Raw genomic sequence first — 15243 nt, 5'->3', positions numbered from 1 at the left:
GGCGGTTCAGGACGCGCCGAGTTCGTGATCGAGCAGGTCGAACAGTTCGTCCGCGGTGGCCGACTCCAGCGAGTCGTCGGCCTCGGCGGCGGGCTCGCCGGTCCACGCCGCCAGCAGCGTGCGCAGGCGCGCGGTGACCCCGGCGCGGTCCCCGTTCGCCGGGGCGGCGGTGGCCAGCAGCGCTTCGAGCCGGTCGAGCCCGGCGTGCACCGACGCGGTGGTGGCCACGCCTTCGGCGGGCAGTTCGGCCGCGAGGTGCCCGGCGAGCGCGGCCGGGTTGGGGTGGTCGAACACCACCGTCGTCGAGAGTTTCAGCCCGCTCAGCGCGCACAGCTGGTTGCGCAGTTCGACCGCGCTGAGCGAATCCATCCCGAGTTCGACGAAGCCCTTGCCCGGATCGATCGCTCCGGCGCCCGCGTGACCGAGCGCGGCGGCGACCTGCTCGCGCACCACCTCCAGCACCGCGTCGTCGCGTTCGGCGCCGGTCAGGCCCGAAAGCCTGTCCTGCAACGCCGGGCCGGCGGGAGCGGACGCGGCGCGCCGGGACGGAGCCCGCACCAGTCCCCGCAGCAACGGGGGCAGCACCGCGGGTTCCACATCGCGGAGCGATGACGGCGTCAGCGCCATCGGCAGCACCACTGGCCCGGCGCCGGACGCCGCGTCGAACAGGGCGAGCCCGGCTTCCGGGGTCAGCGCGGCGATACCGGTGCGGCCCATCCTGGCCAGGTCGGTGTCGCTCAGTTCGCCCGTCATGCCGCCGTCGGTCGCCCACAGTCCCCAGGCGAGCGACGTGGCCGGAAGCCCTTGTGCGTGGCGGTGGCGGGCGAGCTCGTCGAGGAACGCGTTGGCCGCGGCGTAGTTCGCCTGCCCGGGATTGCCGAACGTGGCCGACGCCGAGGAGAACAGCACGAACTCGTCGACGTCACCCGCGAGTTCGTGCAGGTTCAGTGCCGCGTCGACCTTCGGCCGCAGCACCTTGGCCAGCCGCTCCGGGGTCAGCGAATCGACCAGACCGTCGTCGAGTACGCCTGCCGTGTGCACGACGGCGGTCAGCTCATGCCCGGCGAGGGCCGCTTCCAGCGCCGCGCGGTCGGCGACGTCGCAGGCTTCGACGGTGACGTCGGCACCCGCGGCCGTCAGGTCGGCAACCAGATCCTTGGCACCATCGGCCTCGAGTCCGCGCCGGGACACCAGCAGCAGCCGGGTCACGCCGCGCGCGGCCACCAGATGCCGGGCCACCAGCGCGCCGAGCGCGCCCGTACCGCCGGTGACCAGCACCGTCTTGCCGGGATCGAGCGCGACCGGAGCGGCCGCGGCGGTCTTGCGGACCAGCCTCGGTGCGTACGCGACGCCGTTCTCCAGCCGCAGTTCGGGATCGTCGGCCGACACCCGGACCGGATCCCCGGTGGTCTCGGCGATGCCGAACCGGCCGGGGTGTTCGGACGAGGCCGACCGGAACAGTCCCCGTACCGCGGCCTGGGCCAGGTCGGTTCCGTCGGTCAGCAGGACGAGCCGATGCGCGTCCAGCCGCTCGTCTGCGAGCCAGTCCCGCACCTGGCGCAGCGCCCACGCGGTCGCGTCGTGCACCGCCTCGGCGGTCTCCCCGGACGGGCAGACCAGCAGCGCGACTTCCGGCGTCTTGGCGGCAAGCAAGGCAGCGACGTCCACATAGGACTCCCCGGTGCCGACCCTGACGCCCTCTGTGGACACTTCCTCGGCGGGCACCTCGGTCCACTCGACGTGGAACAGCGAGCTGCTCCCCTGCCGGTTTCCCAGCTGCTCCGGCGAAATCCGGCGGAAGACCAGGGAATCGACCGCGGCCACCGGAGCGCCTTCGCCATCGGTGAGCAGCAGCGAGATCGTGTCCGCAGCGGGCGAGGACAGCCGCACCCGCAACGTCCGCGCCCCGGTCGCGGCCAGCGAGACACCCTTCCACGTGAACGGGAGGAAAGGTCCCTCGCTGTCACCCTCCAGCCGGAGTTTCGACGCGTGCAGCGCGGCGTCCAGCAGCGCGGGGTGGACGCCGAAGCCTTCGGCGTCACGGAAGCGGTCCTCGGGCAGCGAAACCTCCGCGTAGACGTCGTCCCCGGCCTTCCACGCCGCGCGCAGGCCCTGGAACAACGGTCCGTACTCGAAACCGGTGCCGTCGAGCCGGTCGTAGAAATCCCCGACCGGGATCTCGGTGCCCTCCGGTGGCCAGCTGGCCAGGTTCCCGCTGGCAGCCGGGGTTCCGGTGGCCAGGAGGCCGGTGGCGTGCCGCGTCCACGGTTCGTCGTCGGCCGCGGCTCCGGGGCGGGAATGGATCTCGATCGTGCGCTCGCCGTCCTCGCCGGGCTCGCCGACGGTGACGTGCAGCCGGACGTCGCCGCTCTCCGGCAGCGCCAGTGGGGCTTCCAGGGTCAGCTCGGCGACGGTTCCGCAGCCGGCGCGGTCACCGGCATGCAGTGCGAGGTCGACGAACGCGGTGCCGGGCAGCAGAGCCGTACCGAGCACGACGTGCTCCGCGAGCCAGGGCTGGGTCCGCAGCGAAAGCCTTCCGGTGAACGAGATCCCGCTTCCGCCGGGTACCGGGACGGCGGCGCCGAGCAGCGCGTGCCCGGCCTCGCCGAGCCCGAACGCGGCCGCGTCGCCCGCCGTCGCGCCGGTGCTCGCCAGCCAGAAGTGCCGGTGCTCGAAGGGATACGTGGGCAGCGTGACCCGGTTCGCCTGGACGCCGTTGAACACGCCCGCCCAGTCGATCCCGACGCCGTGGACGTGCAGGCGGCCGAGCGTGGTCGCCAGCGCGGCGACCTCGGGGCGCTCCCCGCGCAGGGTCGGGATCAGCACGGTGTCTTCGAGGAAGTCCTTGGCCATGGCGGAAAGGACGCCCTCCGGGCCGAGTTCGACGAAGGCGCGCACGCCCTCGGCTTCGGCGAACCGGATCGCGTCGTGGAACCGCACCGCCTCGCGGACGTGCCGCACCCAGTACCCGGGCGAGGCGATTTCGGGATCGGGACGGCCGGTCACCGTGGACACGATCGGGATCCGCGGCTCGCTGAAGGAGAGCCCGGACACGACCCGGCGGAAGTCCGCGAGCATCGGTTCCATCAGCGGCGAGTGGAACGCGTGGCTGACCACGAGCCGCTTGCTCTTGCGGTCCGCGAACCGGTCCAGCACGGCGGTGACGGCGTCCTCGTCCCCGGACAGCACCACCGCTTCCGGGCCGTTGACGGCGGCGATCGACACGCGCTCGGTGAGCAGCGGGGTCACTTCGTCTTCGTTGGCCTGCAAGGCGATCATCGCGCCGCGGGACGGCAGGGCACCCATGAGCCTGCCGCGCGCCTCGACCATCGTGGCCGCGTCCGCGAGCGACAGGACCCCGGCGACATGCGCGGCCGCGATCTCGCCGACCGAATGCCCGAGCAGCAGCGCCGGCCGGACACCCCAGCTCTCCAGCAGCCGGAACAGCGCGACCTCGACGGCGAACAGGGCACACTGCGCGAACGCCGTTTCGTGCACTCGTTCGGTTTCGAGGACTTCGCGCAGCGACAGCCCGAGGCGCGGGTCCAGATGGGCGCACACCTCGTCGAACGCGGCGGCGAACACCGGGAAGCGGGCCGCGAGTTCGGCGCCCATCCCGGGTTTCTGGCTGCCCTGACCGGTGAACAGGAACCCCGGAGCCCCGGCGGTGAGCGCGCCGCGCAGCACCGCCGCGCTCGGCGTCCCCTCGGCGAGGAGAGCCAGTTCGCGCAGCCGGTCCGGCCCGGTCACCGCGGCCCGGACCTCCAGTCCCGCCCGGGCGGTCGCCAGCGTGTACGCGACGTCGGAGTCGTCCCCGGGGTGCTCTTCCAGGCGCGCGTGCAGTCGGGAAGCCTGAGCTCGCAACGCTTCCTCGGTCTTGGCCGAGAGCACCCACGGCACCCACGTGTCCCCGGCGGCGGGCGGTGGCGCGCTCTCCGGGACCTCTTCGATCAGCGTGTGCACGTTGGTCCCGCTGACCCCGAAGGAGGAGACACCCGCCCGGCGCGGACGTCCGGTGTCCGGCCAGTCCACCGGTTCGGTGAGCAACCGGACGTCACCCGCGGTCCAGTCCACCTCCGTGGTCGGCGCGTCGACGTGCAGGGTCCGCGGCAGGACACCGTGCCGGATCGCCTGCACCATCTTGATCACACCCGCCACACCCGACGCCGACTGCGTGTGCCCCAGGTTCGACTTGACCGAACCGAGCCACAGCGGGTGCTCGCGTTCCCCGCCGTACGCGGCGAGCAAGGCCTGCGCCTCGATCGGGTCGCCCAGACTGGTTCCGGTGCCGTGTGCCTCGACCGCGTCCACATCGGACGGTGCGAAACCGGCGTTCGCCAGCGCCTGGCGGATCACCCGTTGCTGAGACGGCCCGTTCGGCGCGCTCAGCCCGTTGGACGCGCCGTCCTGGTTCACCGCCGAGCCGCGCACCAGCGCCAGCACGGGATGGCCGAGGCGGCGCGCGTCGGAAAGCCGTTCCACCAAAAGGATCCCGGCGCCCTCGGACCACGCGGTGCCGTCGGCGGCGTCGGCGAACGCCTTGCAGCGCCCGTCCGGCGCGAGCCCGCGCTGACGGCTGAACTCCACGAACGCGGCGGGGTTGGCCATCACGGTCACGCCGCCCGCCAGCGCCAGCGAACATTCGCCGCGCCGCAGCGCCTGCGCCGCGAGATGCAGTGCCACCAGCGAAGACGAGCACGCGGTGTCGATCGTCACCGCGGGGCCTTCCAGCCCGAACGTGTAGGAGAGGCGCCCGGAGACGACCGCGGTGGCGGTTCCGGTGAGGAAGTAGCCTTCGGTGCCTTCGGGCGCGTCGGTGGCGTCCAAGCCGTAGTTCTGGAAGGAAGCGCCGACGAACACGCCGGTCGCGCTCCCCCGCAGGGTCGCCGGGTCGATCCCGGCCCGTTCGAACGCCTCCCACGACGTCTCCAGCAGCAACCGCTGCTGCGGATCCATCGCCAGCGCCTCACGCGGCGAGATCCCGAAGAACGCCGCGTCGAAACCGCCCGCGTCGTCGAGGAAGCCGCCTTCACGGGCATAGGTGGTGCCGAGGTGCGCGGGGTCCGGGTCGTAGAGCGCGTCGAGGTCCCAGCCGCGGTCACCGGGGAAGGCGGCCATCGCATCCCCGCCGTCCGCGACGAACTCCCAGAACTTCTCCGGATCCGTGATCCCGCCGGGGAACCGGCAGCTCATCGCGACGATCGCGATCGGCTCGTCGTCGGTCACCGCCACGGCCGGGGCGGCGTGGGTCCCGGTGACGTCGCCGGTCAGCTCGGCGACGAGATGACCGGCGAGCGCCGAGGCGGAGGGGTGGTCGAAGACCAGGGTCGCGGGCAGCCGCAGCCCGGTGGTGGCGGCCAGCCGGTCGCGGACCTCGACCGCGGTCAGGGAATCGAAACCGAGGTCGCGGAAGGCCCGGTCCGGCTCGACGGCGGCGGCGCCACCGTGGCCGAGGACGGCGGCGGCCTGCGCGCGGACCAGGTCGAGCACGATACGGGCCCGGTCGGCCTCGGGGGCGGCCAGCAGTCCGGCGGCGAATTCGGAGCCGCCCGGTCCGGCGGTGTCGGCGGACAGCGCCTCGCGGACCTCGGGCAACGCGTCCAGCAGCGGCCGGGGCCGGGCGAGGGCGAATCCGGGGGCGAACCGCGCCCAGTCGACGTCGGCGACCGCGACGAAGGTCTCGTCGTGCGAAACGACCTGGACGAGCGCGGAGACGGCGAGCGCCGGGTCCATCGCGGCCAGCCCGAGACGGCGCAAGCGGTCGACGTCGTCCTGACCGGCCAGCCCGCTGCCGCCGCCCCACAGGCCCCAAGCCACCGAGGTGGCGGGCAGGCCCCGGGCACGACGGCGGTCGGCGAGCGCGTCCAACGCGGCGTTCGCGGCGCCGTAGGCACCCTGTCCGGCGCCACCCCAGACACCCGCGTTGGAGGAGAAGAGCACGAAGGCGTCCAGTTCGGTGCCTTCGAGGAGTTCGTCGAGGTGAGCGGCACCGCCCGCCTTGGCGGCGAGCGCGTCGGCGAGTTCCGCCGGGCCGGTCTCGGCGAGCGACGCGGTGGTCCCGACCCCCGCCGTGTGCACGACGGCGTTCGGCGGATACTCGGCCAGCACCGCGGCCAGCGCGTCACGATCGGCGACGTCGCAGGCGGCGAAGGTCACCCGCGCACCGAGTCCGGCGAGTTCTTCGCGCAATTCCTCCGCACCCTCGGCCGCCACCCCGCGCCTGCTGGTGAGCACCAGGTGTTCGGCGCCGTTCCCGGCGAGCCACCGCGCGACATGGGCGGCCACCGCACCGGTGCCGCCGGTGACCAGGACGGTTCCGCGCGGTCGCCATTCCGGCGCGACGGCGTCCCCGAGCGGCGCCCGCACGAGCCGCCGCAGGTAGACCCCGGACGACCGCACGGCGACCTGGTCCTCCTGGCCACTCGCGAGCACTCCGGCGAGCCGGGCCGCGGCGCGTTCGTCGAGTTCCTCCGGAAGGTCGACGAGGCCGCCCCAGCGTTCGGGGTGTTCGAGGCCGATCGCCCGGCCGAGGCCCCACACCGTGGCCTGCGCGTTCGGGACCTCCGACCGGCCTACGGCGACCGCGCCGGTGGTGGCGATCCACAGTGGAGCGTCGAGTCCGTCGAGCTTTCGCACGAGGTCCGTGGTCGCGACGAGCCCGGCGGGTACCACCGGATGGTCCGCATGCGGCCGTTCGTCTAGGGCCAGCAGGGAAAGCACGCCGTCGACCGGCTCGTGCGGCAGTTCGTCATCGAGGCCGGCGAGCAGGACACGGGCGCCGAGCCGGGTGAGCGCCTCCGCGACGGGCGGCACCGGGCCGGGCGGGACGACCAGCAGCCACGTCCCGTCGAGGGTGGCCGCGGCCGCCCCAGTGGCCGGGATCCAGTCGATCCGGTACCGCCAGCCGTCCACTGTGGACTTTTCGAGGCCGGAACGGCGCCAGGCCGAAAGCGCGGGAAGCACCGCGTCCCAGGCCCCCTCCCCGGCGGGCACGGCGGCGTCGAGGGCTCCGGTGTCGGCCTGGTCGACGGCCGCCCAGAAGCGCAGTTCGGCCTCCGTCCCGCCCTGCCGGGCGACGGCGGCGTCGAGCCAGTACGGCACCCGCTGGAAGGCGTAGGTGGGCAGGTCGACCCTGGTGGCGCTAGGCCACAGGGCGGCCCAATCCGGGCGGAGGCCGCGTACGTGTGCCTCGGCCAGCGACGTCAGGAACCGGCGGAGGCCGCCCTCGTCGCGGCGAAGCGAACCGAACGCGACCGCGTGGGCTCCGCGTTCCTCGATGGTTTCGGTGACGCTGCCGGTCAGCACCGGATGCGCGCTGGCTTCGACGAAGAACCGGTGACCGTCGTCGAGCAGCCGCTGGACGGACCGGTCGAACCGGACGGTGGCCCGCAGGTTCCGGAACCAGTACTCGGGGGTCAGCCCGGCCGTGTCGAGGGGTTCCCCGGTCACCGCCGAGTAGAACGGCACGGTGGACGCGCGGTGTTCGACGCCGGCGAGCAGGTCGAGCAGTTCCTCGCGCAGGACGTCCACCTGCGGTGAATGCGAGGCGTAGTCCACCGGGATCCGGCGGGCGCGCACGCCGTCCGCCTCGCAGGCGGCGACGAGGCCGTCGAGCGCCTCGGGGTCGCCGGAGACGACTACCGACGCGGGTCCGTTGACCGCGGCCACTGCGACCCGGTCACCCCATTCCGTCAGCCGCGGGAGCACGTCGTCGCGGCCGAGGGCGACCGCCACCATTCCCCCGGCGCCCGAAAGCGCGAGGATCGCCTTGGCCCGCAAGGCGACGACCTTGGCGGCGTCGGCCAGCGACAGCGCGCCGGACACGTACGCGGCGGCGATCTCGCCCTGGCTGTGCCCGGTCACGGCGTCGGGTTCAACCCCGCACGCCCGCCACAGCGCCGCCAGCGACACGTTGACCGCGAAGAGGGCAGGCTGCACGACGTCGACGCGCTCCAGCGCCGTCGCGTCGCCGAGCACGTCGGTGAGCTTCCAGTCCACAAAGGACGAAAGGGAACGCTCGCAGTCGAGCAGCGCGGCCCGGAAGACCGGCGAAGAGTCTTTGAGCTCCAGCGCCATCCCGGCCCATTGCGAGCCCTGCCCGGGAAAGACGAACGCGACCTTGCCCGGCGGCAGGGCGATACCTTCGACCAGCCCCGCCGCGGGCGCCCCGGCAGCCAAGGCGTCGAGCGACGCTTCCGCATCGGCCACCACGACGGCGCGGTGCTCCAACGCGGCACGGGACGTCGCGAGCGAGAAAGCGGTGTCGGTCAGGGATTCCGTCTGGCGAAGGTGCTCACGCAGCCGGGCGGACTGCGCGCGCAGAGCCTCGGCGCTCCGGGCGGACAGGAGCAACGGCGTCGCCCCGTCGCCGAGCGGTGATTCGCCGTCACGCTCGGCGGGTTCGGCCTCCGGCGCCTGTTCGACGATGACGTGCGCGTTGGTGCCGCTGACCCCGAAGGACGAGATCCCGGCGCGGCGCGGTTCCCCGGTCTCCGGCCACGGGCGGGCTTCGGTGAGCAGTTCGACCGCACCCGCTTCCCAGTCCACTTTGGACGACGGGGTGTCGACGTGCAGGGTCATCGGGGCGATCCCGTGCCGGATCGCCTGGACCATCTTGATCACGCCGCCGACCCCGGCGGCCGCCTGAGTGTGCCCGACGTTCGACTTCAGCGAACCGAGCCACAGTGGACGGACGCGCTCCTGCCCGTACGCGGCAAGCAGGGCCTGCGCCTCGATCGGGTCGCCGAGCGTCGTCCCCGTGCCGTGCGCCTCGACGACGTCGACCTGGTGCGGCGCGAGGCCGGCGCTGTCGAGGGCCTGCCGGATCACCCGCTGCTGCGACGGGCCGTTCGGCGCGGTGAGCCCGCTGCTCGCGCCGTCCTGGTTGACCGCGGTACCGCGCACCACGGCAAGGACCGGATGCCCGTGGCGACGAGCGTCGGAAAGCCGTTCGAGCAGCAGGATCCCGGCGCCCTCGGCCCAGCCGGTGCCGTCGGCCGCGTCGGCGAAGGGCTTGCAGCGGCCGTCGGGCGCCATCCCGCGCTGACGGCTGAACTCCACGAAGGTCTCGGGCGAGGCCATCACGGTCACCCCGCCCGCCAGCGCGAGCGTGGATTCCCCGCGCCGGAGCGACTCGGCGGCGAGGTGCAACGCGACCAGCGAAGACGAGCACGCGGTGTCGATGGTGACGGCGGGGCCTTCGAGACCGAAGGTGTAGGCGACGCGGCCGGAGGCGACGCTCCCGGCGCTGCCGTTGCCGAGGTAGCCCTCGAACTCGCGCAGTTCCTCGGCGCGGGGGTCGAGCCTGGAGCCGTAGTCGTTGTACATCACCCCGGCGAACACGCCGGTCCGGCTGCCGCGCACGGAAAGCGGGTCGATCCCGGCGCGTTCGAAGACCTCCCAGGCGGTCTCCAGCAGCAGACGCTGCTGCGGGTCGACCGTGAGCGCCTCGCGCGGGCTGATACCGAAGAACGCGGCGTCGAACTCGTGGGCGTCGTAGAGGAAACCGCCCTCGCGCGTGTAGGTCTTGCCGTGCCGCGCGGGGTCGGGGTCGTAGAGGGCCTCGACGTCCCAGCCCCGGTCGGCGGGGAAGCCGCCCACCGCGTCGGTGCCCGCGGCCACGAGGTCCCAGAGCTGCTCCGGGCCGCGGACGCCGCCCGGGTACCGGCAGGCCATCCCGATGATCGCGATCGGCTCGTGCTCCCGCGCCTCGGCCTCCCGCAGCCGGGCCTGGGTCCGATGCAGGTCGGCCGACACCCGCTTGAGGTAGTCGCGCAGCTTCTCCTCGTTCAGCATCAGTAGCCAACCTCTTCGCGCCGGGAAAAACGAAATGCCACTCGAGGAAAAGCTAGGTGAGCTGCGAAGAGGCGGACAACCCCTAGCCGCCCCTACGTCCCCTTAGGGAATAGGCGACGACCAGGGGCACTTTCGAGATGCCGGTTCAGCGGGTCGTGAGTGGCGTTTCGGGTTCTAACCCGAAACGCCACTCACGACCCGCGCCAGCCGACATGCAGAAAGCATTCTTACCACTCAAGAAGGTTTAAGCACATTATCGATGAAAGCGAACATTTCCTCGTCGTCCGCCGATTCGAGTTTTCCGTCGATTTCCTCGGCCGGGTCTTCCCCGCCTTGGAGCGTGCCCAGAAGGGCCCGCAGCCGGGCGGTGAGCCGGGCCCGTTCGGCCTCTCCGGGGTCGGCCGCGGTCAGTGCGGCGGCGAACCGGTCGAGTTCGGCGTCGAGGCCCGGACCGGCGGACTCGGTGGCCAGTTCGGCCGCCAGGTGGGCCGCGAGCGCTCCGGCGTTGGGCCGGTCGAAGACGAGCGTGGGCGGCAACCGCAGGCCGGTCGCCTCGGCGAGCCGGTTGCGCAGTTCCACGGCGGTCAGCGAGTCGAAGCCCAGTTCGAGGAACCCGCGGTCCTCGGCGATCGCGTCGGCCGATTCGTGCCCGAGCACGGCCGCCACCCGGACCCGCACCACCTCCAGCAGCAGCCGGACACGTTCGGCCTCCGGTTTCCCGGCGAGGTCGCGTTTCAGTGCCTCGGCCGTGCCCGACGTCTCCCCCGACCGGCGCGCGGGAACGCGCACCAGGCCGCGCAGCAGGGCGGGGATCTCGGTGGCCGGGCGGCCCCGGAAAGCGGTCAGATCGATTTTGGCGGGGACGAGCAGCCCGTCCGCGCCGGCCACGGCGGCGTCGAACAGCGCCAGGCCTTCCTCCGTGGACAGCGCGGTGACACCCGCGCGGGCCATCCGGCGGACGTCGGTGTCGTCGAGTTCGCCGGTCAGCTTGCTGCGTTCCGCCCAGAAACCCCAGGCGAGGGACACACCCGGCAGCCCGTCGGCGCGACGCTGGAGCATGAGGGCGTCGGCGTAGGCGTTCGCCGCGGCGTAGCCCGCTTGCCCCGGGTTGCCGAACACACCGGCCGCCGAGGAGAACACGACGAACTTGCGGACCGGCCCGGCGAGTTCGTGCAGCACGCGGGCGCCGTCGGCCTTCGGGGCCAGCACGGTGCCGAGCCGATCGGGGGTCAGGCCGTCGACGAGCCCGTCGTCGAGCACAGCGGCGGCGTGCACCACCGCGGTCACCGGATGGGCGGCCAGCAGTGCCCGCACCGCCGCCGGGTCCGCGACGTCGCAGGCCGTGACGGTGACCTGGGTGCCCCGCTCCGCCAAGTCCGCGATCAGGTCTTCCGCGCCGGTGCCCGTCCGCCCGGTCAGCACCAGTCCGCGCACACCGTGCCGGATGGCGAGATGCCGGGCCAGCGCCTGCCCGAGCCGCCCGGTGCCACCGGTGATCAGCACGACGTCGTCGGGCGTCCAGTCCGGTTCACCCGCGTCGGCGGCCGCCACCCGCGCGAGCCGGGGAACCAGCGGTTTGCCGTCGTGGACGGCGACCTGCGCTTCCCCGGTCGCCAGCGCGGTCCGGACCTCGTCGTCGGTCCGCGCGTCGATCAGCACGAACCGGCCCGGATGCTCGGCCTGGGCCGACCGCACCAGACCCCAGACCGCGGCCGTCACCGGATCCGGCGACGCACTCGCCACCGCGCCCGACGTGAGCACGACGGTCGTGGCCGTCGAATCCGCCTGGATCCGCTTCAGGACCTCCTCCAGGACCGGCCGCAGTTCGCCTTCGGGGCAGCGCCACACCACCGGCTCTTCCGGCGACGGCGCCCCCACCGGAGCGGGGACCCAGTCGAGCCGGAACAGCGAATCCCGGTGGCGTCCGAGCTGGGCCGGGGAGATCGGGCGCAGGCCCAGTTCCCCGACGGTCAGCACCGGGGCGCCGGTCTCGTCGGCCACGGTGAGCGAGCCACCGTCGGGGGCCGGGGTCAGCCGGACCCGGAGTTTCGCCGCGCCCGTGGCGTGAAGGGTCACGCCGGACCAAGTGAACGGCAAGCGCACGGTTTCGTCCCGGGCGCCGAGGCCAAGGGTGTGCAGGGCCGCGTCGAGCAAGGCCGGATGCACGCCGAAGCGGTCCGCCTCCTCGCCCGCGGGCAGGTCGACCTCGGCGAAGACATCGTCACCCTGACGCCACGCCGCGCGCAGCCCCTGGAACACCGGACCGTAGGCAAGGCCGAGTTCGGCGAAACGGTCGTAGAGCTCGGACACCGGCACCTCGGAGGCGCCGGGAGGCGGCCACTCGGCGAGCGACACCGTCGAGGGCGCGCCCGCGGACAGCGTTCCCTGTGCGTTGCGGATCCACGGTTCGGCGGAGTCCTCCGGCCGTGAGTGCACGGACACGGCACGGCGGCCACGCTCGTCGGGCTCCCCGAGCACGACCTGCAGCGCCACAGGCCCGTCGAGGACGAGCGGGGCTTCCAGAGTCAGTTCGTCAATACTGTCGCAGCCCACCTCGCGTCCCGCGCGCAAGGCGAGTTCGACGAACCCTGTACCCGGCAGGAGCACGGTGTCCAGGACGGCGTGATCGGCGAGCCAGGGCTGGGTTTCCGGCGAGATCCGGCCGGTGAGGACGAGGCCGTCGCCGTCCGCGAGCGGCAGGGCGGCGCCGAGCAGCGGGTGGTCGACCACCGTCTGCCCGAACGCCGACGCGTCGCCGCTCGCGGCCCCCGCTTCGAGCCAGAACCGCTTGCGCTGGAAGGCATAGGTCGGCAGGTCGACCCGCTCGGCCGGCGGCAGCACGGCGGACCACGACGGGCTCAGGCCCTGCGTGTGGGCTTCGGCGAGCGACGCGACGAACCGCTCCGCACCACCCTCACCCCGACGCAAACTCCCCAACGCCACAGCATCTTCACTGATCCCAGGAACCAACACCGGATGCGGACTCGTCTCCACGAAGAACCGGAAACCGTCCTCCAGCAACCGATCCACCGTCGCCGCGAACTGCACCGTCCCCCGCAGATTCCGGAACCAGTACGCCGCATCCAATTCCAAAGGCTCATCGGTCACCGTCGAATAGAACGGGATCACCGGCGCCTGCGGTGTCACGTCCGCCAACGCTGCCAAGACGTCCTGCTCGATCGCATCGACATGCGCCGAATGCGACGCATAGTCCACCGGGATCCGCTTCGCTCGCACGTCCAGCAGCTCGCATCGCTTGATCAGCGCTTCCAACCCAGCGACGTCACCCGACACCACCACCGCCGCAGGACCGTTCACGGCTGCCACCGACACACCCTCCGGCAGCAACTCCCGGACACGATCCTCCGAAGCGGCCACCGACACCATGCCACCGAGCCCCGACAACGCCAAAATCGCCATACTCCGCAAACACACAACCCGCGCAGCGTCATCCAACGACAACGCACCCGCCACACACGCCGCAGCGATCTCACCCTGCGAATGACCCACCACCGCAGCAGGCTCCACACCACACACCCGCCACAACCGCGCCAACGACACCATCACCGCGAACAACACCGGCTGCACCACATCAACCCGCTCCAACGCAGCCGCATCAGACAACACCTCGGACAACTTCCAGTCCACAAAGGACGACAAAGCCGTCTCACACTCAGCCATCGACTCCGCGAACACCGGAGCCGACGACAACAACTCCTCCGCCATCCCCACCCACTGCGAACCCTGACCCGGGAACACGAAAACAGCCTTACCCGCCTCGGCGGTACCGGTCAGGACCCGCGCGGCGGGTTCGCCCTCGGCGAGGGAACGCAGGCCGCCGAGCAGTTCGCCGAGGTCTTCGGCGAGCACGACCGCCCGATGCGGCAACGCCGACCGCGTGTCGGCGAGAGCTCGCGCAATGGCCTTCGGCGAGGACTCGCCTGTCAGATGTGCCGCCAGCTTCGACGCCTGGGCGGCCAAAGCCTCTTCACTGCGACCGGAGAGCACGAACGGCAAAGCGGCGGAATCGAGCACCCGAGTGTCCACAAGAGACTCTGCTTCGACGGGTGGCGCCTGCTCCAGGATCACGTGCGCGTTGGTGCCGCTGATCCCGAACGACGAGACCCCGGCCCGGCGTGGTTCCCCGGTCTCCGGCCACGGCTGTTCCCCGGTCAGCAGTGAGACCTCGCCCGCCGACCAGTCCACATGCGACGACGGAGCGTCGACGTGCAGGGTGCGCGGCGCGATGCCGTGCCGGATGGCCTGCACCATCTTGATCACCCCGCCGACCCCGGCGGCGGCCTGCGTGTGGCCGATGTTCGATTTGAGGGAACCCAGCAGCAGCGGGCGTTGCCGATCCTGGCCGTAGGTCGCCAACAGCGCCTGCGCCTCGATCGGGTCGCCCAGCGTGGTGCCGGTGCCGTGTCCCTCGACGACGTCCACCTGCCCCGGCGCGAGCCGGGCGTCGGCGAGCGCCTGGCGGATGACCCGTTGCTGAGCGGGACCGTTCGGCGCGGTGAGCCCGTTCGACGCGCCGTCCTGGTTGATGGCGCTGCCCCGCAGTACGGCGAGGATCTGGTGGCCGTTGCGCTGGGCGTCGGAAAGCCGTTCCACCAGCAGCATTCCGACGCCTTCACCCCAGCCGGTGCCGTCGGCAGCCTCAGCGAAGGCCTTGCAGCGGCCGTCGGCGGCGAGCCCGCGCTGACGGCTGAAGTCGACGAACGCGGCGGGATGGGTCATCACGTTCACCCCGCCGACGAGGGCGAGCGTGCATTCCTCGCGACGTAAAGACTGCGCGGCGAGGTGCAGCGCGACCAGCGAAGACGAGCACGCCGTGTCGACCGAGACCGCCGGCCCCTCGAGACCGAGCGTGTAGGCGATGCGGCCGGAGGCGACGCTGCTGAAGTTCCCGTTGCCGAGATAGGGCTCCAGCTCCGGTGGGATGTCGGTGAGCACGCCGGTGTAGTCGTTGTGGATGACGCCGGCGAAGACGCCGGTGCGGCTGCCACGCAGGGTCGCCGGGTCGATCCCGGCGCGCTCCAGCACCTCCCAGGCCGCTTCCAGCAGCAGCCGCTGCTGCGGATCCATCGCCTGGGCCTCACGCGGTGAGATCCCGAAGAACGCGGCGTCGAAATCCCCGGCGTCGTAGAGGAATCCGCCTTCGGAGACGTAGGTCTTGCCCGGGGTGTCGGGGTCGGGATCGAAGAGCCCGCCCAAATCCCAGCCCCGGTCGCCGGGGAACTCCGACAGCGCGTCGGTCCCGGAGGCGACCAGGTCCCACAGCTGTTCGGGCGAGCGGACCCCGCCGGGGAAGCGGCAGCTCATCCCGACGACGGCGATCGGCTCGTGCCCGGCCTCCTCCAGCTCGACCAGCCTGCGCCGCGCGCGCCGCAGCTCACCGGTCGCCCACTTCAGGTTCTCCAGCAGTTTCTCATCGCCCGACACGGG

Annotated in this window: 2 protein-coding genes; both read right to left on the bottom strand. The window is 72.4% G+C overall.

Annotation, left to right across the window (positions count from 1 at the left end):
• Nucleotides 1-6: 6 nt before the first annotated feature.
• Complete coding sequence (locus ED92_RS32935) at nucleotides 7-9795, bottom strand: type I polyketide synthase (RefSeq protein ID WP_037345124.1); 9789 nt, start codon at nucleotides 9793-9795, stop codon at nucleotides 7-9.
• A 234-nt stretch (nucleotides 9796-10029) separates the two neighbouring features.
• Nucleotides 10030-15240, bottom strand: coding sequence for a type I polyketide synthase (locus tag ED92_RS32930; protein WP_037345122.1), 5211 nt, complete (start codon nucleotides 15238-15240; stop codon nucleotides 10030-10032).
• Nucleotides 15241-15243: the final 3 nt, after the last annotated feature.

It is taken from the genome of Amycolatopsis sp. MJM2582 (assembly GCF_000754115.1).
Taxonomy (GTDB): Bacteria; Actinomycetota; Actinomycetes; order Mycobacteriales; family Pseudonocardiaceae; genus Amycolatopsis; species Amycolatopsis japonica.
This window is presented reverse-complemented; position numbering and strand designations above follow the sequence as displayed.

Excerpts from the sequence above, each read along its gene's own strand:
- ED92_RS32935 (WP_037345124.1), bottom strand. The coding sequence starts at position 9,795 with ATGCTGAACGAGGAGAAGCTGCGCGACTACCTCAAGCGGGTGTCGGCC.